The following is a 23,441-nucleotide window of genomic DNA, read 5'->3' as shown; positions in this document are numbered from 1 at the left end:
AAAGGGCGCCGGGAGATTATCCCGGCGCCCTTTCTTGTAGCCAGTAAAACCGTTCAGCGCAGGCGGATCGGGAAGAAGGCCGGCGGCTGGGTGCGGCGCTGGACGCGCAGCAGGATCGCCTCGCGGTTCTCGGCGCTAGCGGCATTGACCTGTGCCAGCAGGTCTTCAACCGAAGCCACCGCCTGATAATTGGCCGACAGCACGATGTCGCCGCGGCGCAAGCCCTTGCGCGCCGCGTCCGAATTGGGATCGACGGTGCCGATCACCACGCCCTTGGTATCGGTCGGAACGCCCAGCGAGCGGGCGATCTGCGCGGTCATGGGGATCACCTGCAGGCCGAGCTTTTCTTCGATCGTGCCATCCGAAGCGCCCGGTGCCATCGGTTCTTCCGCGTCGGGATCGAAGGTCTGGGCCTGCTGGCGCAATTCCGCTTCGGTGGGACGTTTGCCGAGGGTGACATTGAGGGCCACCGTTTTGCCATCGCGCAGCAATTCGACCGGCACCTGCGCGCCCGGTTCGAGATTGGCGACGAGGAAGGAGACGGTTTGTTCAGCCGTCACGTCCTTGCCGTTGACCTTGGTGACGATATCGCCGGGCTTCAATCCTGCGCGCAAGGCCGGGCTGTCATCCTGCACGGTCTGGACCAGTTCCCCGCGCCGTTTGGGCAAGCCAAGCGAGGCAGCGAAATCTTCGTCGATCGGCTGAAGCTGCACACCGAGATAGCCGCGCTGGATTTCCCGGCCCGAACGCAGCTGCTCCACAATCGGAGCAGCAATTTCGGCGGGGATCGCAAAGCCGATGCCGACACTTCCGCCCGAAGGTGAGAAGATCGCATTGTTGATACCGATGACATTGCCGCGCATGTCGAACAGCGGGCCGCCCGAATTGCCGCGGTTGATGCTGGCATCGGTCTGGAGATAACGATCATAGGCGCCGCCCTGGCCGGTGTTGCGGTACACCGCCGAGATAATTCCGCTGGTTACAGTGCCGCCAAGGCCGAAGGGATTGCCGATTGCCACCACCCATTCGCCCACGCGGGTCGCACTGGAATCGCCGAATGCAACATAGGGGAAACTGCGATTGGCCTTGATCTTGAGCACGGCAAGGTCGGATGCGGCGTCCGCGCCGACCAGTTCGGCTTCGTATTCCGTGCCATCGGGCAGGGTGACAGTGATCGATTCCAGCTTTGCCCGCGTATCGGGCGGCGAAATCACGTGGTTGTTCGTGACCACAAACCCATCTGCCGAAATGATGAAGCCCGAACCCAGGGATTGCGCCTCGCGGGTCTGCGGCTGGCCGCTGCCACCGCCCTGACGGCGGTTGAACAGTTCAGCAAAGGGGGTGCCCGCGAACGGGTTGTTCTGCACTTCGATCCGCTGGCGGGTGGCGATATTGACCACGGCTGGCTGGAGCTGCGCGGTCAGATCCGCAAAGCTTGCAGGCGCACCGGCAACCGGAACCACGCGGTTCATCACCGTTTCATCATTCTGAGCCACCTGCGCGCCCACAGGCGCACCGGTAATCAGCGAAATGGCAGCGCCGCCCACCAGCAGCGCGCTTGAAAGTCCATATACGTAGCGCACGTTCTTCACGTCCTCATGGTCCTTATCCAATGAAGGAATGCACGGGGTTGCCGCTGCGTTCCTCAAACCTTTGACGGGGCCAGCCAGACGGCTGGTTTCAATGCCCCAAATGCGCTGTCCGGGCCTGAACGGCGATTGAACATCGCCCCCGTTTGCCGGACGCTATCAGCCGCTGGTCGAACGCGTCAGCGGGTGCCGCCGCGGAACTGGCGGAAGTATTCGCTATCCTCCGACAGAACCATGGCGCTTTGGCCTTCGCCCGACAGGAACGTCTGGCGATAACTCTGCATGGCACGGTAGAAATCGTAGAACTGCGGATCCTTGCCATAGGCATCGGCGTAGGTGCGGGCAGCCTCGGCATTCGCTTCGGCCTGGATGATCTGCGCATCGCGTTGCCCGGCGGCACGGATGGTCGCGGCTTCTTCCTGCCGGTCGGTTTCCATCCGGGTGAAGGCGGCATCGAGCGGGCGGCCTTCGGGAAGGTCAGCCGCCTTGATCCGTACGTCCAGCACCTGCGCGCCGTAATTGCGCGCCTGTGCATCCAGTGTGCGGGTGATGTTGGTCATCGCCGTGCCGCGTTCGGCATTGATCAGCGCCGAAAACGGGCGCCGGCCCAGTTCCTGCCGCAGCACCGAGGTGAGGATTGGCAGCAACTGCGCTTCCAGCTGGCGCTCGGTTCCGGCGCGTTCGACCAGCTTGACCGGATCGATGATGCGATAGCGCGCATAGGCATCGACCTGAAGCCGCTGCTGATCATTCGAGAGCACCTGCTGACGCGACATGTCGAGATCGAGCACCCGGCGATCGACCATCTGAACTTCTTCGGCAATCGGGATGCGCCAGTTAATACCTGCACCCGTCTGGCCGTAAGGCTGATCGGGGCGGAACTGGTTCAACACACGATGCGGCTGGCCGGTGCGGATAACCACGGCCTGATGGGTTTCGGGGATGATCACAACCGTCGATGCCAGCGCCACCAGGGCGATGATCGCGACGATAAAGAGCGCCTTGTAGTTCTGAAGCACAGAATTCATGGGTCTTACTCTCCCTGTGCCTGCGAGGGCGGGGCCGGGGTTTGTGCCCGGCGCCGCAATTCGGGCAGCGGCAGATACGGGGTGACATTACCGGATTCGACGATGGTCTTGTCGGTCTTGGACAGCACCGCCTCCATGGTTTCATAATAAAGCCGGCGGCGCGTCACTTCGGGGGCGAGGCGGTATTCTTCGTAAATATTGTTGAACTCGCTCGCGTCGCCCTGTGCCCGTGCGAGCACCTGCTGCGCCACGGCGCGTGAACGGTTGATCGCGGCGTCGGCATCCTGTTGCGCGGACGACACGTCCTTGAACGCTTCCTCGACCCGGCTTGGCGGATCGGTCTTGTTGATTTCGATACCCTGCACCAGAATGCCCGAACGATAGGCATCAAGCCGTGCCTGCATGCGTTCGCGCACATCCTGTTCGATTTCGGCGCGGCCTTCACCGGTCAGCACCTTGTCGAGCCCCTGCCGCGCCACGGCCCCGCGCATGGCGGCCTCGCCGATTTCCATCAGCGCGTTGCGCGGATCGGCCAGCTGGTATTTGTAAAGTGTCAGGTCAGAGATGTTCCAGCGGATCACGTAAGACAGATCGACCAGGTTCTGATCGGCGGTGAGGATCAGCTTTTCGGTGGCGGTGCCGGGCACCTCTTCCGAGCGGATCTGAGTCACGTTTTCCTTTTCGACAATCTGGATCGGCCAGGGCGCGGTAATGTTCGTGCCCGAATCGAGCGTGTCCGAATATTTGCCGCCCAGCCATGTCACCACTGCCTGTTCGCCCGGCTGGACGAAATGGAAGCTCGACAAGAGGATCCACACGGCAGCGATCCCGCCGAGGATGAAGGGCAGCCAGCTTTTGCCGTTGCTGCGTTCGGGCAGGCGGAAGCCGGGGCCGCCGGGGCCACCGCCGGCGCGGCGCGGGCCTTCGGGGCCGCGGGTCTTGAAAATATCCTCGATGCTGGCCGAGCGGCGTTTGCCGGGCTCGTTCCCGCCGGGCAGCCACGGGTTGCGCGGCCCACCGCCGCTACCGCCCCCGCTGCCGCCTTCATTGCCGGGCTCGTCACCGTTGCCGGAGCCGCCCCAGGGGTTATTTTTGCCAGCCATGGCAAGGCCGCGAAGGCCTGCGCCAAGACGTTCTCTCCAACCGTCCGATCTTTGCATTCTGTCGTTATAGGCACGCGATCTTACGAAAAACAGGGGTTGGCTGCGTGATTTTGGTGTTAGAGGCGTGACGAAATGAACAACTCACCACAAACACCCCGCCAACCTGACGCGGAAGAGGCGCTGATCCGCGCCGCGCTTTCGCCTGAAATCAACCATCGCCTGCGTTCGGCACGGATCGTTTCGGGCCGTGCAATCATCGTTGCTGAGGCTGGCGATCTGTCCGATTCCGCCCGCGCAGAGCTTGAAGGCATGATCACTGCCGCGCTCACGCCGTTGCCCGGCATTGCCGAAGTTCACATCGCGCTGACGGGTGAACGCCGCCGCCGCCGGTTGATCGCGGTGGGATCGGGCAAGGGCGGGGTCGGCAAATCGACGCTGACCACCAATCTTGCGGTCGCCCTTGCACGGATGGGCCGCAAGGTCGGCGTGATCGATGGTGACATCTATGGCCCTTCGCAGCCCAAGTTGCTGAAAACCGAAGGGGTCAAGCCGGGCGCGACGTCTGATGGCAAGCAGTTGGTGGCGATTGACAGCCCCTACGATGTCAAAGTGCTATCGATGGGGCACATCGTTGCGCCCGGCAAAGCCCTGGCGTGGCGCGGACCGATGACCGGCAAGGCGCTGACCCAATTGGTCGATGCCGATTGGGGTGAGACCGATCTGCTGCTGATCGATCTGCCGCCAGGCACGGGCGATGTGCAGCTTTCGATGCTGTCCGCCCACCGTCCCGACGGCGCAATCCTTGTTTCGACCCCGCAGGATCTCGCGCTGATCGATGCGGCGCGGGCCGGGCAATTGTTCGAACAGGGCGAAGTGCCGATCATCGGACTGGTCGAGAATATGGCAGGCTATGTCTGCCCCCATTGCGGCGAGATGAGTGATCCGTTTGGACAGGGCGGGGTCGAGAAATTCGCAGCGGCGCTCGATATCCCCTTCCTTGGCCGGGTGCCGCTGACGCTGGCGACGCGGATCGCGGGCGACAAGGGCGAGCCTCCGGCGGCGGGCGATGACGATACAGCCGCGCCCTTCGTGGCAATTGCCGGGCGGCTGGCCCGCTGGCTCGATACCGGGGCGATCTAGGCGATGCAGGTCACGCGGCGGGGGGTGCTGACAGGGGCGGCAGCGGGCGGCGGTCTGCTGGTCGCCTGGTGGCTGATGCCGCGCACCTATCGCACGCCTTTGGTCGCCGCGAGCGGGGAATATGTGTTCGGCGCGTGGCTGAAGATCGCGTCTGACGGAGTGGTATCGGTCGCGGTGCCGCAGCTGGAAATGGGGCAGGGCATTGCAACACTGCTGCCGCAGATCGTGGCCCATGAACTGGGCGCGGATTGGCGGCAGGTGGCGATGGAGCCCGCGCCGGTTTCGGGCGCCTATGGCAATATCCCGCTTGCGCAGAAGTGGATCGGGCTGTGGGATCCGACTTTCTCCGGGCTTTCCGATGGCACCGATACCATGATGGCGGAACGCTTTGCCGGATCGCAGCGCTTCAACGCTACCGCCGATGGCACATCGATTGCCGCCTACGAAATGCCCTGCCGCGCCGCTGCCGCTTCGGCGCGTGCGATGCTGGCACAGGAAGCGGCATCACGCTGGGGCGTATCCTGGGAGGCGTGCGAGGTCGCGGACGGGTTCGTGACGCATGGCGACAACCGCGCAACTTTTGGCGAGCTGGCCGGGGCCGCGGCAGAATGGACGCCGCCCGATCCCCCGCCCCTGCGTCCCGAACCTCTACGCGAAGCCCCGCTGTCTGCCGAATCGGAACAGGCACCGGCCTATCCCCGGCTTGATCTGCCGTCCAAGGTGGATGGATCTTTCCGCTTTGCCGGTGATGTGCGCTTGCCGGGCATGGTCTATGCCTCGATCCGCCACGGGCCGGTGGACGATTCCGAACTGACCGGCTTCAACCCCGCAGGGGCTGCCGGGATCAAAGGGGTCGCCGGGATCGTCAAGAGCAAGCGGTGGCTGGCGGTGGCGGCCACCACCTGGTGGAGCGCCGATGCAGCGCTGGATGCGATGAAACCCCGTTTTGCCGCTGCCAATCCGGTCAGCGGCAACCAGATCGCGGCCCGGCTCGACACCACGCTCAGAGGCGGAAAGGCCTTCCCGATTGCCGAAACCGGGTTTGGCGGAGAGGCATTGCAGCGGGTCGATATCGCCCGGCGCTACGAAGTCGAGCCTGCCTATGCCGCGCCGCTGGAAACGGCCTGTGCCGCGGCGCGCTATGCCGACGGGCGGCTTGATCTGTGGATGGCGAGCCAGGCGCCCGAACAGGCGCGCATCGCTGCCGCCCGCGCCATCGGTATCGCGGCCGAGGATGTGGCGCTTTATCCCATGCCGGCAGGTGGTAGCTTCGATGCACGGCTGGAACATGATCACGCCATCGAAATCGCGCTGATAGCAAAAGAACTGGGCCGCCCCGTCCAGCTGACCTGGCCGCGCCGGGACGAGCTGATCCGCAGCCGCCCGCGTGCGCCTGCCTGGATGCTGCTCGGCGCGCAGGTTTCCAGAGCGAACCCCGGCGCGATCGATGCGATGCGCCTGCGGATTGCCACGCCGCCGGCCGCACGCGAGTTCGGCAAGCGGTTGTTCGACAATCTGACCACCACGGCGGCGATCCGCGAGACGACCGGAAAGCCCGATCCGCTTGCCTGCGAAGGCGCGGTGCCGCCGTACCAATTGCCCGCGGTACTGGTCGAACACCTGCCGACCGAAATCGGCCTGCCGGTGGGCCGGGTGCGCGGCAATTCATACGGGCCGACGATTTTCGCGATCGAAAGCTTCATCGACGAGATCGCGGCGAAATATCAGCGCGAGCCGCTGTCGTTCCGCATGGCGATGCTGGGCAGCGATGTGCGGCTGGCGGCCTGCCTGCAACGCGCAGCGCAACTGGCTGGCTGGGATGGCGGTGCCGATCAGAGCGGGCAGGGCATTGCCTGCGCCCGCATCGGCGAAGGGCCGGAAGGCGCGCGGATCGCCTGCGTCGCCACGGCCCGGCAGGGCGAAGGCGGGGTGCGCGTCACCCGGCTTTCGGCAGCGGTCGATATCGGGCGGATCATCAATCACGATATCGCGCTCCAGCAGATCGAGGGCGGACTGGTGTTCGGTATCGGCATCGCGCTGGGCAATCCGGTGAAACTGCGCAGCGGTTTGCCGGAAAGCACCGCTTACGGAGCGCTCGGCCTGCCCACCGTGGACGATTGCCCGGAGATGCGGATCGAATTCATCGCCAGCGAAGCCCCCCCGTCCGATCCGGGCGAACTGGGCGCGGTGGTTGCTCCGCCTGCCATCGCCAATGCATTGTTTTCGGCCACGGGCTTGCGCCTGCGCCGACTGCCCCTACTTTCGGACGGCATATGACCCGGACTTTTTTGCAACATAGAACCCGGGCAAGCGCATTTGCCCGGAAACGAAACCGCTGCGGCGCGTTAGGGCGGCAATGACCTGGCAGACCCAGCGCCTTCCGGGCGACCATCCTCCTGTATCGAGCGGCAAGATCGGCGTCCTGCTGGTCAATCTCGGCACGCCTGACGGGCCTGACCCGGATTCTGTCCGGCGCTATCTCAAGCAGTTCCTGTCAGACCGCCGCGTGATCGAAATCCCGGCGGTGGTGTGGCAGCCGATCTTGCGCGGCATCATCCTCAACACCCGGCCGCAGAAAAGCGCGAAGGCCTATGCCAAGATCTGGACGGATCGGGGATCGCCGCTGGCCGATATCACCGCGCAGCAGGCTGAGGCGATGGCCAAGGTGATGCAACCCCGGTTTGGCGAAAAGGTCGTGGTCGATTACGCCATGCGTTACGGCAAGCCATCGATCGAACAGCGCCTGACCGAGATGATGGCCCAAGGTTGCGATCGCATCGTGATTTCGCCGATGTATCCGCAATATTGCGCCGCCACCACCGCGACCGTGTTTGACGAGGTCGCCCGCGTGCTGGGCACCATGCGCTGGCAGCCCGCGCTGCGGTTTGTCCCGCCCTATCACGATGATCCCGCCTATCTGGGCGCGCTGGCCGATGATCTGGGGCGGCAGGTGCAGGCGCTGGCTTTCAAGCCCGAAGTGATGCTGATGAGCTTTCACGGGATGCCGCTGCAAACGCTGGAAAAGGGCGATCCCTATTTCTGCCACTGCTCCAAGACCGCCCGTTTGCTGCGCGAGGAATTGGCGACCCGGCCCGAATTCGAAGGCGTCCGGTTCGAAACCACCTTCCAGTCGCGCTTCGGCCCGGCGCGCTGGCTGGAACCGTCAACCGACACGACCCTGATTGCCGAAGGGGAAAAGGGCACCAAGCGGCTGGTGGTCGCCGCCCCCGGTTTCGCCGCCGACTGCGTCGAGACGCTGGAAGAACTGGCGCTGGAAGGGCGGGACGAATTCATCGAGGCAGGCGGCGAGGATTACGCTGTGCTCGATTGCCTCAACGCCTCGGGCCACGGCGTCGCCATGATCGAGACGATCCTGCTCCGCGAGCTTTCCGGCTGGATTTGACGGCTGGGATTATTTACACCAAGGTCAGTTGCGAATCCGAACCCGTTACGGAGCCTGATCCCATGGCCACGCTTGCCGCCGACCCGCAGACCGCCGCTTTCCCGCATTGGAGCGAAGGTAACCCGACCGAGGCTGACCTTGCGCACATCCCCGGCGAGGGCGGCTGGCCGGTGGTGGGCAATACCTTCAAGATGCTGGCCGATCCGCATGGCTTTGTGGCCAAACGGATCGAACAATTCGGCAAGGTCTATCGCAACCGTGCTTTCGGCGGCTGGCAGGTCGCGTTGCTCGGGGCCGAGGCGAACGAGCTGTTATTGTTCAACAAGGACAAGATCTTCAGTTCCGAACAGGGCTGGGGCCCGATCCTTGATCAGCTGTTCCCGCGCGGGTTGATGCTGATGGATTTCGACCATCACCGGATCGATCGCCGCGCCCTGTCGATCGCGTTCAAGCCCGAACCGATGCGGCATTATTCTGGCGCGCTCAATCGCGGGATCGCCCGCGAAGTGGCGGGCTGGGCCGGGCCGAAGGAGTTCTATCCGGCGATCAAGAAGCTTACGCTCGATCTGGCTGCCGACAGTTTCATCGGCCTGCCGTGGGGGCCCGAAGCGGACAAGATCAACGCGGCTTTCGTCGATATGGTGCAGGCCTCGGTCGCGCCGGTGCGCAAGCCCTTGCCCTTCACCAAGATGAAAAAGGGCGTGGATGGCCGCGCCTTTCTGGTCGACTATTTCACCAAGGAAACCCTGCGCCGCCGGGCCGAGGGCGGCGGGCAGGACATGTTCAGCCAGTTCGCCACCGCCACCCGCGAGGATGGATCGCTGCTGCCGGTCGACGAGGTGGTCGACCACATGAACTTCCTGATGATGGCCGCGCATGACACCATCACATCGTCCGCCACATCGCTGATCTATCACTTGGCCACCAACCCCGAATGGCAGGAAAAACTGCGCGAGGAGATCATGGCGGTGACCGGCGGGCCGGACGGTGACGGCAATCCGCGTGCCCTCGATTACGATGATCTGGGCAAGCTCGACCTCACCGAAATGGCGTTCAAGGAATCATTGCGGATGATCCCGCCGGTGCCCTCGATGCCGCGCCGGGCCTTGCGCGAATTCGAATATGGCGGATACCGCATTCCTGCAGGCACGATGGTGGGGATCAACATCTACTGGACCCACCATTCCGAGGAATACTGGGACAATCCCTTCGCCTTCGATCCGCTGCGCTTCACGCCCGATCAGGTGAAGGCGCGGCACAAGTATGCCTGGGTGCCGTTCGGCGGCGGAGCGCATATGTGCCTCGGCCTGCACTTTGCCTATATGCAGGTGAAGATCCTGCTGGCCCAATTGCTGCAACGCTACCGGATCGAGGCGGCCGAGGGTTACAATCCCGATTGGCAGGATTGGCCGATCCCGCAGCCCAAGGATGGCTTGCAGGTGACGTTCACGAGTCTTTGATGTTCCGCAGCGCGTCCGCGCTGCGAAATCCTCGCTCACGCGATCTGAAGATCGCATCACTGCGGGCGCACAGTCGTGCTTGCGGCGGCTACGCCGCCGGAGACATCCCAGAATGTTTCACGTGAAACATTGCTCGATCGCAGCGCGAGACGGGGCTAGAGGGGGTCTAGAGGGGGTCTGGACGAGGCTAGCGGGGGTCTAACCCCGCTCTAAATCGTCATTGCGAGCCGAAGGCATGGCAATCCATGGCCCGCCTTCGGGTTTCCCGCGGCCTCAGTTCATGGATTGCTTTGTCGCCTGCGGCTCCTCGCAATGACGAAGGGTTTTCAAAAATCCCAGGCGATCCCGTCCTTCTCCCAATCGCCATAGCGGGTGGGGGAAAGATCACGCGGCTCGTCTTTCAGCGGATCGGTCAACTTCGGGGCGGGCACCGGATCATTGCTCCAATGCGCGGGCTTTTTGAACTGCTTGGCGGCTTCGGACTTTTGCTTGGTCATTCCATCCAAATGCGCATGGTGGCACTTTGTTTCAATACTGGTTAGTGGCCCACCAATGGCCTTACCTCCCGGACTATCCGTGCGCCGCTCCGCGCTTCGCCTGCTTGATGCCGTGTTCCGGCGGGGCGAGACGCTTGAGCAGGCCGAAGCCGCCGCTCTGCGCGATATGCGCAAGGCGCCCGATCGTGCGCTGACCAAGGCGATTGCGGGCGAGACCCTGCGCTGGCTGACCGATCTCGATGCGCTGATCGACAGCGCCACCCAGCAACGCTTGCCCGATGATGCCAAGGCACGGATGGTGCTGCGGCTGATGCTGGCCCAGACGTTGCGGCTGGATACCCCGGCCCATGCGGTGATCGCAACCGGACTGCCCTTGCTCGAAGGCGGGCCGCGCCGCCTTGCCCACGGGGTGTTCTCCGCGCTGGTGAAGCCGGGCCGCAGCGTGCTGTCCGAAGCGCCGACCTTGCCCGAACCCGTGCGCAACCGCTGGGGCGATGAACGCGCCAACGCGATCGCGCCCGGCCTCGCCTTCCCGCCCGAACTCGATTTGGCGCTGAAAGACGCCGCCGAAACCGAAACCCGCGCTGTGGCGATGGGCGGCATCACGCTCGCGCCCGGCCATGTGCGCCTGCCGCGCGGGGCCGCGGTGGAAAGCCTTGCCGATTACAAGGCGGGCGATTGGTGGGTGCAGGATCTCGCCGCTTCGATCCCGGCGCGGTTGCTGGGTAATGGAGCGGGCAAGAACGTGCTCGATCTGTGCGCCGCGCCCGGCGGCAAGACGATGCAACTGGCCGCATCAGGCTGGAACGTCACCGCGCTCGATAGCTCCAAACGGCGGCTTGAGCTGTTGAAGGACAATCTCAAGCGCACCGGCCTGAAAGCCTCACCCGTGCGTGCCGACGCGTTGACGTGGGAGCCGAAGCACCGCTTCGACGCGATCCTGATCGATGCGCCCTGCACCGCGACGGGCACCTGCCGCCGCCACCCCGATGTGCTGCACCGCATCGGCAAGGGGCACATCGGCGACATGGTGGAACTGCAACGCGGCCTCGCGGCCAAGGCGGCGGAATGGCTCAATCCCGGCGGCGTGCTGGTTTATGCAGTATGCTCGCTGGAGGCCGAGGAAGGCGAGGAGCAGGCCGCGTGGATCGCTGCGAATTGCGGCCTTAGCCCCAAGCCGATCATGGCGGAGGAACTGCCCGCAGGCCTCGCGCCGACCGCCGAAGGCTGGCTGCGCACCCATCCGGGAATGCTGCCCGATCACGGCGGGCTGGACGGGTTTTTCGTGGGGCGGTGGATTAAGGCCTAGAATCACCGTCGCCCCGGACTTGATCCGGGGCTCGGCTTGCTTCTTCCGTTCCAGCAAGAGAAAAGCCAAGCCCCGTGTCAAGCACGGGGCGACGAACCTTGGATTGTCGCCAATGGAGTTGCTTGCTGCAATTTTGCTTTCGGGACTGTGCCCGGGCGCGGCGAATGACCGAAAGTGGGTGGACAGCAGCCATGCAGGTGTTATCGATTTGTCCGCAATTGCGGCCATGCGGCTATGGGCCTAAGCGCCAGACGCACGCTCGCCTGCCTTCTTTGTCCACGCTGGCCCGACCCTTTCAATAGCATCGGTCCAGATCAGTCCGTTGAAGCCTGACGGAACAGCATCAATATCGTCAGGGTCCGTGATGCCGGGGGCACCATTCTCGTTTTCGACGTTTCCAAGGAAGATCACGGTCGTGTTCGATTGGCGCATCCGTTCAAGAAACCGGTTGGGCCATCCCCATACCAGTTGCCTGTAGTTGATCGGCACCCCGATCACGCTGTCGACGCAAGATGCCGGCAAGTTCGTGCTCCAGCTGACCTTCATGTAATCAAGGGTGCACTTCTTCATCTCCGCTTTGGAGAAAGCAAAGCCGTTCGGGTTGATTGCTTTCCAGCGCCCCACGGGCTTCTCGTGGCCATAGACCATGATCTTGTCATCGATAACGATCCCGTTGCGCTCCAGATAGGCATGCAGAAGATCCGCTTCCTCTATCCAGCGGCTTTTGAAGTTGATCAGGAAGCGTTGCTCGGGAAAGGCCTTCAGCACTTCAGCGAGCGACGGCATCATGCCCTTGCCCTGCCCACGGAACGGGAAGGTCTTGCCGCCATCGGCAGTGTAGCCATAGCCGACATCGAGCGATTTGAGATATTCCAGCGATAGCTCACGCGTGACGCCCTTCCCTTCGGTGCGGCAATCGATCGTCCAATCGTGGAAGACCACGAACGCGTTGTCGGTCGTCGGGTGAATATCGATCTCAAGGATGTCGGCGCCTGCCTGAAAGCTGGCTGCAATCGATGGCAGGGTGTTCTCGATATAAGGGTTCGTCGGGGGCAGCATGCGGTTGGCGGTGCAGGTGTCCTTGTCGATCCCAGTCCGGTCGTAAAGCTGATGGATTCCCCTGTGGGCCATCAACCGCGCTTCGCCCTGAGGCTCAGGCGCAAGCCAAGATGCATTGGCGAAATAGACCGCGCCGACCAACAAGACTGCTGCAAGGAGAAATGCGCGACGTCGTTTCATGTGCCGGTGTCCAGCCTAGATTTAGGTGCATGTCTTAAAGCACATATTGCCCCTCGGGGAATGGCGGAAACGGGGTCGTTTCCAGAATGGCAGCATTTTTCCGAATGATTACGAAAGCAGCCCTTTCGCTCAATCCTTCACATACTTCTGAAACGACTTGCGCAATTTCATCAGCTTGGGCGGGATGACCGCCTGGCAATAGGGGTTGCGCTGGCCTTCGCCGTCCCAGTATTCCTGATGGTAATCTTCGGCCGGATACCATTCCATCACCTGTTCGCCGCCCGACAGGCCTTCGATGGTGGTCACCGCCATCTTGCCGTTTTCGGCGTTCCATCGCCCGATGGCGGCTTCCGCCTCGGCGCCCTGTTCGTCTGACAACGGGAAGATCGCGCTGCGATATTGCGTGCCGATGTCGCCGCCCTGCCGGTTCAGCTGCGTCGGATCATGCGTGCCAAGAAACACGTCGTAAATCTCGGCAAGGCTGATCGCGTGGGGATCGAACGTCACGCGGATGCCTTCGGCATGGCCGGTGGTGCCGGTGCAGACTTCCTTGTAGGTCGGGCTGGGCTTGCTGCCGCCGATATAGCCGCTTTCGACCAGGCTCACGCCCACCACATCGCGGAACACCGCCTCTGTGCACCAAAAGCACCCGCCCGCGATGATCGCAGTCTCTGATGCCGTTTCCAAATTGCTCATCGAATTCTCCGCTGATTTCTGCCAGAGATAGGGCTGGAAACCGGATTTGCCACTGCTGCGTTGTCGCCAGTGTCTGATATTCCAAGGGAGAGTACCCGTGAAAAAGTTGATTCTAGCCCTCACCGCTGCGAGCGGCCTTGCGATTGCCGCGCCGCTGCTGGCCGATGGTCACGCCAAGCCCGAAGGCTCCAGCTTCGCCGCAACCCATGCCGAGGCGATTTCAGGTGCGGTCAATCATCCGACCCGCAAGGATGACAAGGCGCGCGACGTTCACCGCCACCCGTCCGAAACGCTGGCCTTCTTCCAGGTCGCGCCGGACATGAAGGTGGGCGAATATTCGCCCGGGGGCGGCTGGTATTCGCGCCTGCTGGGCCATTATCTCGGGGGCGAGGGCGAGCTGGTCGGCCTCTACACCAACCCGCTGAGCGCGTCTGCCGATCCGGCCCGCCAGCAGCGTGTCCGCGACATGGCGGCTGGTTTCGGCGCGGAAGTGGCCGGTTATACCGGGTTGCCCGCAGACAAGTTCAGCGGTCTGACGCTCGACAAGGCGGCCGAACAGAAGGGCACCTTCGATCGCATTCTGGTGATCCGCGCGCTGCACGGCATCACCCGCGCCGGGATTGCGGATACCGAGATTCGCGCGATGCGCGAACTGCTCAAGGATGATGGCTATATCGGCATCGTCCAGCACCGCGCCAAGGCGGATGCGCCGTGGTCCTATGCCAATGGCACGAAGGGCTATCTGAAGCAGCAGGACGTGGTTGATTTCATGCGCCTCAACGGCTTTGAACTGGTTGGGACAAGCGAAATCAACGCCAACGCCAAGGATCCCGCCAACCACCCCGAAGGCGTGTGGGAAATGCCCCCGGTGCAGGCCACCAAGCGTGCCGATCTGGCTGACCTTGGCGAAAGCGACCGCATGACTCTCCTGTTCAAGAAGTCGATGTAATGCAGTAGAGGCGGCGACATGACCAAGATCACTGTCGCCGCCCTTCAGCTTGCCCTCGGCTCGGATGACGAAGCTGCCAACATTGCCGCCGTCACGGCGCTGGTGGAGGAGGCTGCGGCCCAGGGTGCGCAGCTGATCCTGCCGCCGGAACTGTTTTCCGGCCCCTATTTCTGCCGCGAGGAAGACGAGGCGCTGTTCGCGCTCGCCCGCCCGACGCCTGAGCATCCCAGCGTGATCGCGATGCAGGCGCTGGCAGCGCGTCTGAAGGTGACGATCCCGACCAGCTTTTTCGAGCGCGACGGGCACCACTATTACAACACTCTTGCGATGATCGGCCCGGATGGCGGCATCATGGGCACCTACCGCAAAAGCCATATCCCCGATGGGCCGGGGTATGAGGAAAAATACTATTTCCGACCCGGCAATGATGGCTTCAAGGTGTGGGATGTGCCGGGCGAGGATGGCGCGCTGGTGAAGGTCGGCGTCGGCATCTGCTGGGACCAGTGGTATCCCGAAACGGCCCGCGTCATGGCCTTGATGGGGGCGGAAGTGCTGCTTTATCCCACCGCCATCGGTTCCGAGCCCTATGACGCCGATCTCGACACCAGCCGCATGTGGCGCCGCGCCATGCTGGGCCATGCAGTGTCGAACTGCATGCCGGTGGTCGCAAGCAACCGGATCGGACACGAAGGGCCTGAAGACCGCGCGCAGTCCTTTTACGGTCATTCCTTCATCACCGATGAATGGGGCGATTTCCTTGCCGAATATGGCGCGGCGGAAACCGGCGTACTGACCGCACGGCTCGATCTGGCGCAGGCGGCGCGGCACCGCGCGGGCATGGGCTTTTTCCGCGATCGCCGCCCGCAGCTTTACGGCCGCATCGCGCAAGACATCTGAGCCCGGGGGTTTGAAGGTGTCCAGCACCTATCTCGTCGCGCTGGGCAGCAACCGGCGGCACGGGTTTTATGGTCCGCCGCCGGGCGTGGTGCATGCCGCGATGGAGGAAATCGCCGCGCTCGGCACCGTCAGCGCGCGCTCTGCCGTCATGGCCAGCGCCCCGATGGGCGCGGCGCGGCGCCGATTCGCCAATGCGGCGCTGGTGCTGGAAAGCGACCTTACCCCGCCCGCGCTGCTCGCCGCGCTCAAGCGGATGGAGCGTGAATTCGGCCGGCGGCGCGGCCAGCGCTGGGGCGACCGGGTGCTGGATCTGGACGTGGTACTGTGGAGCGGCGGGATCTGGCGGTCAAAAGGCCTCGCCATCCCTCACCCCGCCTATGCGCGGCGCGATTTCGTGCTGGCCCCGGCGCGGGCGATTGCCCCCGGCTGGCGCGATCCGCTGAACGGTTTCACCATCGCGCAAGCCTTTGCCCGCTTGACCCGCCGCCGCCCCCTGCCTAGGTGAGCGCCCTTCGCGCTTCGGCGCGGCTTCCGGTGGACCCGTAGCTCAGTTGGTAGAGCAACGGACTTTTAATCTGTAGGTCTCGGGTTCGAGCCCCGACGGGTCCACCATTTTCGTTCTTCGCACCCGCCTCCGCGGCTTCGTCCTCGCTAGATGTCTTGCGCTTCGCTTCGGACCCGCTGCGGGCGGGCGGTCGCCCTTGCAGTTGCGTTGCAACCGGGCAAGCTCTGCCGCTTCAAGGTCGAGAGGCCTGCGCCATCACATCCCGCGCGGCACGGCTACCTTTTGGCAGGTTATCGGCACCATGCGGCCCACCGTCCAGGTCGCCTCGTCGCCCTTGCTCCAGAACTGGTGCGTCGGGCTCATGTATCTCGCGCCCGATGCCGCCTTGTCAGCTGGCAGGGTGACCGGCCTGTCATTGTTCATCTGCACCATGATCCGGTCGTCCGAGAGGTTGTCGACCTTCAGCCGTGTGCCATCGCCGCAATCGTAATAGGCGCTTACCCCCGGCCCGCCGACCGGTGCGCAGGCACCCAGTGCGATGGTGCTGGCCGCGATTGCGATCATTCCGATTTTTATAAGTCCATCTCCCCGTACAGACGGGAAGATTACACTATCTCGGCAGCCACTCAAAGCGCGGGCCGAGTTCCCCGCGCGTCAAGCCAGCGGGCGGCCTTCACCCCGCCGGTGATCAGGAACGGCACCAGCACCAGCGACAGCACGACCTTGGCGATCACCTGTCCGATCAGCAGGTTCATGATCGGGAACAGGCCGTAAAAGGCCAGCGTGATGAAGATCACCGAATCGACCGCCTGCGACAGTGCCGAGGCAATCGCGCCGCGTACCATCAGGCCGAGGGTCGATTCCGCGCCGGCCCCCTTCAGCCGGTCGAAAATCCAGATGTTGAGCAGCAGCGAGGTAATGTAAGCCGCCGGGCCCGCCGCCCACACCCGCCACACCGTGCTGTGCACCCGCTCGAACGCGGCCAGATCATCGGCGCGCCCTGCGATCATCTCGGTCGAGGCGGGCAGGTTCAGCACCAGCGCCATCAGCAGCGAGGATATCAGCAGCGGCAGAAAGCCCCACCACACGATCCGCTGCGCAAACTGGCGCCCGTAAATCTGCGCCATCGTGCTGGAAATCACCACCAGCAGCAGAAAGGCGAAAATCCCGCTCTCTACCGCCAGATCGGTCGGCCATAACTGCACCTGCTTGTACGCCAGCACGCCTGCCAGCACAGTCATCCCGCCATAAACCAACGTGAACACGAACAGGCCCAGCGGCATGTTCGGCGGCATGGTGGTGAGCGGAGCGGCGGTGGCGGCGGGCGCGGTTTCTGTCATCTCCTGCTTGCTAGCCAGCGCGCGCGCAAAAGAAAAGCGGCGCGGGCCGCCCAATCACCGGCAGGCCTGTAACCGGCGCCATCCGGCTGGCTTGCCGCAGTGCGGCTGTGGGTCTGCCCGGCCATGCCCCTTGCAACTCGCGGCGCAAACTGCCACCCCGCCAGCTTCAGGGGTCACATTTTTCCGCAAAAGCACAAGCACAAGGGCAATTCGCTGCCGTGAACGAGAGTATCACGTCCATCTTGCTGAGCCTCATCGGGGTGTTCGCGATTCTGGGCATCGCCTTTGCGCTGTCTACGGCCAAGCGGAAGATCAATCTGCGGGTCGTGGGATCGGCCTTTGCCTTGCAAGCCTTCACCGCTCTGATCGTGCTGCGTACCGATGCGGGCGTAGCGGTGATCGGCGGGCTTTCGCAGGGCGTGATCGCGCTGCTCGATTTCTCCAAGGTCGGGATCACATCGGTGTTCGGGCCGATGGAAAACAATCCCTTTGCCAACACCTTCGTGATCGCGGCGCTGCCGGTGATCGTGTTCTTCGCCGCGATTGTCTCGATCCTCTATCACCTCGGCATCATGCAGAAACTGGTGCGCTGGGTGGGCGGGGCGATCGGCTGGATCACCGGCATCAGCCGGGTCGAGGCGCTGGGCGCGGCAGCGAACATATTCGTTGGCCAATCGGAAAGCCCGCTGGTGGTGCGGCCCTATCTCGCAGCGCTGTCGCCGCCTGCACTGTTCACGCTGATGAGCGTCGGCATGGCAGGCGTGGCAGGCACGATTCTGGCCGCCTACGCCAGCTTCATCGGGGAAGAAGCCGTGCCGTTTCTGCTGGCTGCCGCCTTCATGTCGGCGCCGGGCGGGATCCTGATGGCCAAGATCATGATGCCGGATGATGGTTCGGTACCTGCCGGGGGGCAGAACAGCACCGTCGGCCTTGCCGCGGTGGCGAAGGCGCGGGGCAAGGTCAATTCGCTGACCGAAGCGACCCGCGTGGTGATGTATGATGAAAACGGGCAGGAGGTCGAACTGCCGCAGGCCCGCATCAGCGCGGTCGGCCCCGCCTCGATCCTCGAAGGCGGCGCCAAGGCCGACGAGGTCAGCGCGGCTGAAACCTTCGAGGAAGGCCAGCGCCCCGCCAACATTATCGAAGCCGCAGCGCAAGGCACGCAGACGGGTGTGAAGCTGGCGGTTGCGGTTGGAGCGATGGTGATGGTGTTCGTCGCGCTGGTTGCGCTGGCCAACGGGCTGCTGGCCGGGATCGGCGGCGGAATCGTGAGCTTTGCCGATGGCATGGGCGCGCCGCTGGCACCTGCGACCGCCGAATGGCTGGCCAATGTCAGTTTCCAGCAATTGCTCGGCTATATTTTTGCGCCTGTGATGTTCCTGATCGGTATTTCGGATTGGGAACAGGCGCAGATTGCAGGCGGATTGTTCGGCACCAAGATCGTGCTCAACGAATTTGTCGCCTTCATCGATCTGGGGGCAATGCAGTCGGGCGAACTGACGGAACGCAGCCGTGCGATCATCACCTTTGCGCTGTGCGGTTTTGCCAACTTCTCCTCGATCGCGATCCAGATGGCGGTGACCGGCGGGCTGGCACCGAACCAGCGTCCGGTGATTGCGCGACTGGGCCTGCGGGCGCTGGCGGCGGGCAGCCTCGCCAACCTGATGAGCGCCGCACTGGCGAGCCTGTTTTTGCCGCTTTAGCGGGCCGCCTTGCCTCTTGGCAGGCGCGCAGGCGCGGGTGTAGAGGGCGCGCATGACCAATATCGCATCCGTCTCGCTCGCCCAGCCGCTTGAAACCATCGCCGATGAACTTGGCCGCAGCTTTGGCGAATACGGCTTTGCCGTGGTGCGCGATCACGGGATCCCGCAGGCCCTGATCGACGAGGCCGAGGCGGTTTCGAAGGCGTTCTTCGCCCTGCCCGACGCGGTCAAGCGCACCTACAAGATCGAAGGCGGCGGTGGCGCGCGCGGTTACACCCCCTTCGGCACCGAAAAGGCCAAGGATGCCGAAGTGTTCGATCTCAAGGAGTTCTGGCACGTCGGGCGCGATCTGCCCGCAGGCCATCCGCTGTCTGAATTCATGGCCCCCAATGTCTGGCCGACCGAAGTCGAAGGCTTCCGCGAAACCATGGCTGCGCTGTTCGCCGCGTTCGAAACTGCCGGTGGCCGCGTGCTCGAAGCGATTGCACTGCACCTCGGTCGCCCGCGGGATTTCTTCGCGGACAGCGTGGAAGACGGCAATTCGGTGATGCGCCTGCTGCATTACCCGCCGCTCGGCGAAGGCGCTCCCGAAGGGGCGATTCGCGCTGCGGGGCACGAGGATATCAATACCATCACCCTGCTGCTGGGCGCGGAGGAAGCGGGTCTGGAACTGCTGACCGCCGCCGGCACCTGGCACGCCGTCGATGTGCCGCCGGGCGCGCTGGTGATCAATGTCGGCGACATGTTGCAGCGCCAGACCAACGGACGGCTTCGTTCGACCACGCACCGGGTGGTGAACCCGCGCGGAGATGCTGCGCGGCGGGCGCGTTATTCCATGCCGTTCTTCCTGCATTTTCGGCCCGATTTCCTGATCGAACCGCTGCCCGAATGCATTGATACCGATGCCGCGACTCAGCCGCAGCCGCCGATCACCGCGCATGATTTCCTGATGCAGCGCCTGCGCGAGATCAATCTCGCCTGACGGGCGCTTTTTTGCCCCTTTGATCCGCAAAAGGAAAATCCTTGCGGGCGTTGCTGCAATGCAACACCGTTGTGCGGAACTGGCGCAATTCCGATAGTTTTCTGGCGTTCGGAAAGACTCCGACTAAGGAATCGCCGCGCAGGGGCAGGGCATTTCATCAAACTGTCACAGAACAGTCGCTTTGCCGCAAGCGTTCGGGCCTAGGGCAGGCCGCGTCAGTATAACTCTCCACTGTATTCAGGGGCTCCTACCATGAAGCTTAAGTATCTCCTTGCGGCCAGCATCGTCAGCCTTGCCGCAACCACCACGATCGCAACGCCTGCGTTCGCGCAGGAAACCACCTCGTCCGTGCGCGGCGACGTGCTCGATTCGAACGGCAACCCGGTTGCCGGTGCCACCGTCGTCGTGACCCACGTGCCGTCGGGCACGCGTTCGACCCAGACGACCGATGCGGCAGGCGGCTTCAATGCTTCTGGCCTGCGTCTGGGCGGCCCGTTCAGCATCACCGTGACCGCTGACGGGTACGAGACCGCCGATCAGGAAATCGGCTTCCTTTCCGCAGGTCAGGCGCAACGCATCAGCGTGGCGCTGGCCGATGCCGGACAGACCATCGTGGTCTCGGGTGCACGTCAGAAGTCGTCGATCTCGCTCGCGACCGGCGCGGCCACCGTGCTGACCGCCCGCGACATTGCCGGCGTTGCCAACATCAACCGCGACATCCGCAACCTTGCTGCGCGCGATCCGCTGGTGACGCTTGATGCCACCAACAACGGCGCGATCAGCATTCTGGGCCAGAACAACCGTTTCAACCGCTTCACCATCGACGGTGTGGCCTTTGGCGATCCCTTCGGCCTCGAATCGGGCGGCCTCGTGTCGGCTCGTGGCCCGGTGCCGCTTGATGCGATCAGCGAATTTGCGGTCGAAGTCGCGCCGGTGGATATCCAGCAGGGCTTCTTCCAGGGCGGCGCGATCAACGCGCAGCTGCGTTCAGGCGGCAACCGTTTCACCTTCATGGGCGGCGCCTATTACCAGGATGACAGCCTGCGCGGCGACCGTGCCCGCGAACTGACCCGCACCGGCGCGTTCGAATCGCAGATCTACACCGCACAGGTCACTGGCCCGATCATCAAGGACAAGCTGTTCTTCGCGGTTACTTACGAACGCACCCGTGACACCGTGCCTTCGCAGGTGGCCCCGTCGCAGCTTGGCATCACCGACGCGCAGATCTCGCAGATCGGTGACATTGCGCAGAACGTCTACAATTTCGATACGCTGGGCGTGGCTGATTCCATCACCGAAAAGGACGACAAACTCGTCACCAAGATCGACTGGAACGTCGCCGATGGTCACCGGATCAGCGCGACCTATATCTGGAATGAAGCCAGCCTGCTGGCCGGACAATCCGGTGTGGGCGAAATTAACGCGACCAACCCCACCTTCAACCTGCTGTCGAACAACTACACGCAGGGTGCGGTCAACCATTTCGGCATGGTGCAGTCGAACAACCAGTGGTCGGACAGCTTCTCGACCCAGCTGCGCGTCTCTTACGCCGATTATGTGCGTCTTCAGGTGCCGGTCGGCGGGAATACCGACTTTGGTCAGTTCCAGATCTGTCTTGATCCGATGGCTTCGGGCAACCCGCTGCAGTGCCCCACCGGGGTGCGTCGCCTGCGCTTCGGCCCGGATGTCAGCCGCCAATCGAACGAGCTGGAATCGCAGTCGCTCAACATCGAATTCGCTGCCACGCTCAAGCTCAACAACCACACCGTCAAGGTGATCGCCGAGCGTCGCACGCAGGACATTCGCAACCTGTTCGCCCAGCGGACTTCGGGTGCCTGGCTGTTCGACGGGATCGACCAGCTTCAGGGCCGCCAGGCTGCCGAACTCGACCTTGCCGTGCCACTGCGCGGCGGGATCGACACTGTGACCGCCGAATTCCAGAACAACAGCTGGACCTTCGGGATCATGGACACGATCGACGTGACCGACAACCTGACTGTGGTTGCCGGGATGCGTTACGATCTGCTCGACACGCCGGATCGTCCGTTCAACAACGAAACCTTCCTCGATCGCTTCGGCTTCCCCAACACGTCGACACTGAACGGCCGCGATCTGTTCCAGCCGCGCTTCGGCATCAACTGGCAGGCGAGCGATCGTCTGCAGATCCGTGGTTCGGCCGGTATCTTCGGGGGCGGCAACCCGAACGTGTGGATTTCGAACAGCTATTCGAACCCCGGCCCGACGCTTGGCCGCGCGCAGGTGCGTCGCAATGCCGACGGCACGTTCTCGGTCGCAGGCATCTCGGGTCTGACCCCGGCGCAGGTGCAGGCAATCGGCGCGGCAACGCTCAACAACGTATCGGGCGGCACCGGCATTCCGCAGACGCTCGTCGATGCCATTCGTGCGGCTGGTTCCGGCGCGGCGCCGACCAACGCGCTCGACCCGAACTTCAACCCGCCTTCGCAATGGCGTATTTCGGGCTCGGTCGATTACGAAGCCAACCTCGGCTTCCTTGGTGACGGCTGGAACCTTGGCGCGGATGTAATCTACTCGAAGGTGCGTGATGCCCTCGATTGGACCGATCTGCGTTCGGTTGAAACCGGCACCACCTTGCCCGATGGCCGCACACGCTACAGCATCCTGCCCGGTTTCACCGGCACCAACACCGATGTTCTGCTCACCAACACCGATTTCGGCGACAGCCTGAGCGTTGTTGCGCGGTTCAACAAGCGTTGGAACGCTGGCTTCTTCCTGAATGGTGCCTACACCTATCAGGACGCGGTCGATCAGAACCCCGGCACGTCTTCGGTGGCGTTCTCGAACTACACCAACACGGTGTTTGGCGATGATCCGAACTTTGCGGCGCAGGGCATCTCGAACTATCAGCGCGATCACCAGTTCCGTCTGGGCGCTGGCTATGATGCCGAACTGTTCGGGGACAACAACACCCGCATCGAGTTCTTCTACAATGTGCGTTCGGGCCAGCGTTACAGCTACGCCTTCGCGGATCAGGCTTCGGGCAACAACCGCTCGAACGTGTTCGGCGTTGTTGGCCGCAACCAGCGTGGGCTGCTGTATGTGCCGAACGTCAGCAACCCGACTGCCGATGCCAACGTGATCTACGCACCGGGCTTCGATTTCGCCGGGTTCCAGAACTTCGTCCAGAACTCGGAACTGAACGAATATCAGGGCCAGATCGCGCCGAAGAACATCGCCAAGACCCCGTGGGTGCACAAGCTCGACCTGTCGGTTCGTCAGCAGGTGCCGTTCGTGCTCGGCGGAAAGCTGGAGCTTCTGGCGGATGTCGAAAACGTGCTCAACATGATCGACAAGGATTGGGGCACGGTCCGTCAGGTCGGCTTCCCCTATGCCGCACCGGTGGTGAATGTGACCTGCTCGAACGCGGCATGTGACCAGTTCGTCTATGCCAACCGTTCGGGTGCGACCTTCCGGGCGCCCGTCGAAGCAACCAATATCAATGGTTCGCTGTGGGGTGTGCGCTTCGGGGTCCGTCTGGCCTTCTGATCGCAACCCGATCCTGAATACACGAAAGGGCGGCCCGGCAACGGGTCGCCCTTTTGCTTTGTGTGCAGCAGGCAGG

Annotated in this window: 19 protein-coding genes and 1 tRNA gene; 12 read left to right on the top strand and 8 right to left on the bottom strand. The window is 63.4% G+C overall.

Translation table 11 applies throughout. The annotated features are described in order from the left end of the window. Nucleotides 1–53: 53 nt before the first annotated feature. From IP79_RS06575 to hflK, 3 genes are all read right to left on the bottom strand, one after another. Complete coding sequence (locus tag IP79_RS06575) at nucleotides 54–1,592, bottom strand: Do family serine endopeptidase (protein WP_082337063.1); 1,539 nt, start codon at nucleotides 1,590–1,592, stop codon at nucleotides 54–56. A gap of 176 nt (nucleotides 1,593–1,768) precedes the next feature. Beyond that, nucleotides 1,769–2,617, bottom strand: coding sequence for a protease modulator HflC (hflC, locus tag IP79_RS06570; RefSeq protein ID WP_054118482.1), 849 nt, complete (start codon nucleotides 2,615–2,617; stop codon nucleotides 1,769–1,771). A gap of 5 nt (nucleotides 2,618–2,622) precedes the next feature. Then, on the bottom strand, nucleotides 2,623–3,720 hold the full coding sequence (gene hflK / locus IP79_RS06565) for a protease modulator HflK (protein WP_054118481.1): 1,098 nt from the start codon (nucleotides 3,718–3,720) through the stop codon (nucleotides 2,623–2,625). A gap of 132 nt (nucleotides 3,721–3,852) precedes the next feature. Here hflK and IP79_RS06560 point away from each other — a divergent pair, with 132 nt between their 5' ends. The 4 genes from IP79_RS06560 to IP79_RS06545 all read left to right on the top strand — a co-directional run bounded on the left by IP79_RS06560 (nucleotide 3,853) and on the right by IP79_RS06545 (nucleotide 9,723). Further along, entirely contained in the window at nucleotides 3,853–4,860 is a 1,008-nt protein-coding gene (locus IP79_RS06560; protein WP_054118480.1) for an Mrp/NBP35 family ATP-binding protein, read from the top strand. A 3-nt stretch (nucleotides 4,861–4,863) separates the two neighbouring features. Then, complete coding sequence (locus IP79_RS06555; RefSeq protein ID WP_054118479.1) at nucleotides 4,864–7,137, top strand: molybdopterin cofactor-binding domain-containing protein; 2,274 nt, start codon at nucleotides 4,864–4,866, stop codon at nucleotides 7,135–7,137. Between the two features lie 79 nt (nucleotides 7,138–7,216). Further along, complete coding sequence (hemH, locus tag IP79_RS06550) at nucleotides 7,217–8,263, top strand: ferrochelatase (protein WP_054118478.1); 1,047 nt, start codon at nucleotides 7,217–7,219, stop codon at nucleotides 8,261–8,263. Between the two features lie 62 nt (nucleotides 8,264–8,325). After that, on the top strand, nucleotides 8,326–9,723 hold the full coding sequence (locus IP79_RS06545) for a cytochrome P450 (protein ID WP_054118477.1): 1,398 nt from the start codon (nucleotides 8,326–8,328) through the stop codon (nucleotides 9,721–9,723). A gap of 326 nt (nucleotides 9,724–10,049) precedes the next feature. Here the strand turns inward: IP79_RS06545 and IP79_RS15200 are convergent, their stop codons facing one another. After that, nucleotides 10,050–10,220, bottom strand: a complete 171-nt coding sequence (locus tag IP79_RS15200; protein WP_082337062.1) for a DUF1674 domain-containing protein — start codon at nucleotides 10,218–10,220, stop codon at nucleotides 10,050–10,052. 55 nt (nucleotides 10,221–10,275) lie between these two features. On the opposite strand from IP79_RS15200, the gene IP79_RS06540 reads away from it, so the two are divergent. Next, nucleotides 10,276–11,529: an RsmB/NOP family class I SAM-dependent RNA methyltransferase gene (locus IP79_RS06540; protein WP_054118476.1), complete on the top strand. Its 1,254-nt coding sequence runs from the start codon at nucleotides 10,276–10,278 to the stop codon at nucleotides 11,527–11,529. Between the two features lie 240 nt (nucleotides 11,530–11,769). Here the strand turns inward: IP79_RS06540 and IP79_RS06535 are convergent, their stop codons facing one another. Together IP79_RS06535 and msrA are read right to left on the bottom strand one after the other, a co-directional pair. Next, nucleotides 11,770–12,768: a glycerophosphodiester phosphodiesterase family protein gene (locus tag IP79_RS06535; RefSeq protein ID WP_054118475.1), complete on the bottom strand. Its 999-nt coding sequence runs from the start codon at nucleotides 12,766–12,768 to the stop codon at nucleotides 11,770–11,772. 129 nt (nucleotides 12,769–12,897) lie between these two features. Then, nucleotides 12,898–13,464: a peptide-methionine (S)-S-oxide reductase MsrA gene (gene msrA, locus IP79_RS06530; RefSeq protein ID WP_054118474.1), complete on the bottom strand. Its 567-nt coding sequence runs from the start codon at nucleotides 13,462–13,464 to the stop codon at nucleotides 12,898–12,900. A gap of 97 nt (nucleotides 13,465–13,561) precedes the next feature. Here msrA and IP79_RS06525 point away from each other — a divergent pair, with 97 nt between their 5' ends. The 4 genes from IP79_RS06525 (at nucleotide 13,562) to IP79_RS06510 (ending at nucleotide 15,922) form a co-directional block, all read left to right on the top strand. Next, nucleotides 13,562–14,413, top strand: coding sequence for a class I SAM-dependent methyltransferase (locus IP79_RS06525; RefSeq protein WP_054118473.1), 852 nt, complete (start codon nucleotides 13,562–13,564; stop codon nucleotides 14,411–14,413). 18 nt (nucleotides 14,414–14,431) lie between these two features. Further along, a complete protein-coding gene (gene aguB, locus IP79_RS06520; protein WP_054118472.1) occupies nucleotides 14,432–15,310 on the top strand; it encodes an N-carbamoylputrescine amidase in 879 nt (292 codons plus the stop codon). Nucleotides 15,311–15,326: 16 nt separating this feature from the next. After that, on the top strand, nucleotides 15,327–15,815 hold the full coding sequence (gene folK, locus IP79_RS06515; RefSeq protein WP_054118948.1) for a 2-amino-4-hydroxy-6-hydroxymethyldihydropteridine diphosphokinase: 489 nt from the start codon (nucleotides 15,327–15,329) through the stop codon (nucleotides 15,813–15,815). Between the two features lie 31 nt (nucleotides 15,816–15,846). Beyond that, nucleotides 15,847–15,922: transfer RNA gene (locus IP79_RS06510), tRNA-Lys, on the top strand. Nucleotides 15,923–16,070: 148 nt separating this feature from the next. On the opposite strand, the gene IP79_RS06505 is transcribed toward IP79_RS06510, so the two are convergent. Continuing rightward, a complete protein-coding gene (locus IP79_RS06505; RefSeq protein WP_054118471.1) occupies nucleotides 16,071–16,379 on the bottom strand; it encodes an MliC family protein in 309 nt (102 codons plus the stop codon). Between the two features lie 62 nt (nucleotides 16,380–16,441). Continuing rightward, nucleotides 16,442–17,155 carry a queuosine precursor transporter gene (locus tag IP79_RS06500; protein ID WP_054118947.1) on the bottom strand — a complete coding sequence of 238 codons (714 nt, stop codon included), beginning with the start codon at nucleotides 17,153–17,155 and terminating at the stop codon, nucleotides 16,442–16,444. Nucleotides 17,156–17,373: 218 nt separating this feature from the next. Between IP79_RS06500 and IP79_RS06495 the strand changes: the two genes are divergently transcribed. The 3 genes from IP79_RS06495 (at nucleotide 17,374) to IP79_RS06485 (ending at nucleotide 23,365) form a co-directional block, all read left to right on the top strand. After that, nucleotides 17,374–18,858 carry a NupC/NupG family nucleoside CNT transporter gene (locus tag IP79_RS06495; protein WP_082337060.1) on the top strand — a complete coding sequence of 495 codons (1,485 nt, stop codon included), beginning with the start codon at nucleotides 17,374–17,376 and terminating at the stop codon, nucleotides 18,856–18,858. A gap of 52 nt (nucleotides 18,859–18,910) precedes the next feature. Continuing rightward, nucleotides 18,911–19,840: an isopenicillin N synthase family dioxygenase gene (locus tag IP79_RS06490; protein ID WP_054118470.1), complete on the top strand. Its 930-nt coding sequence runs from the start codon at nucleotides 18,911–18,913 to the stop codon at nucleotides 19,838–19,840. A gap of 252 nt (nucleotides 19,841–20,092) precedes the next feature. Continuing rightward, a complete protein-coding gene (locus IP79_RS06485; RefSeq protein WP_054118469.1) occupies nucleotides 20,093–23,365 on the top strand; it encodes a TonB-dependent receptor in 3,273 nt (1,090 codons plus the stop codon). The last annotated feature ends 76 nt before the right edge of the window (nucleotides 23,366–23,441 follow it).

Source organism: Porphyrobacter sp. AAP60 (genome assembly GCF_001296025.1).
GTDB lineage: Bacteria > Pseudomonadota > Alphaproteobacteria > Sphingomonadales > Sphingomonadaceae > Erythrobacter.
Note: the sequence above shows the minus strand (reverse complement) of the source record. Positions and strands in the feature narration are given on the sequence as shown.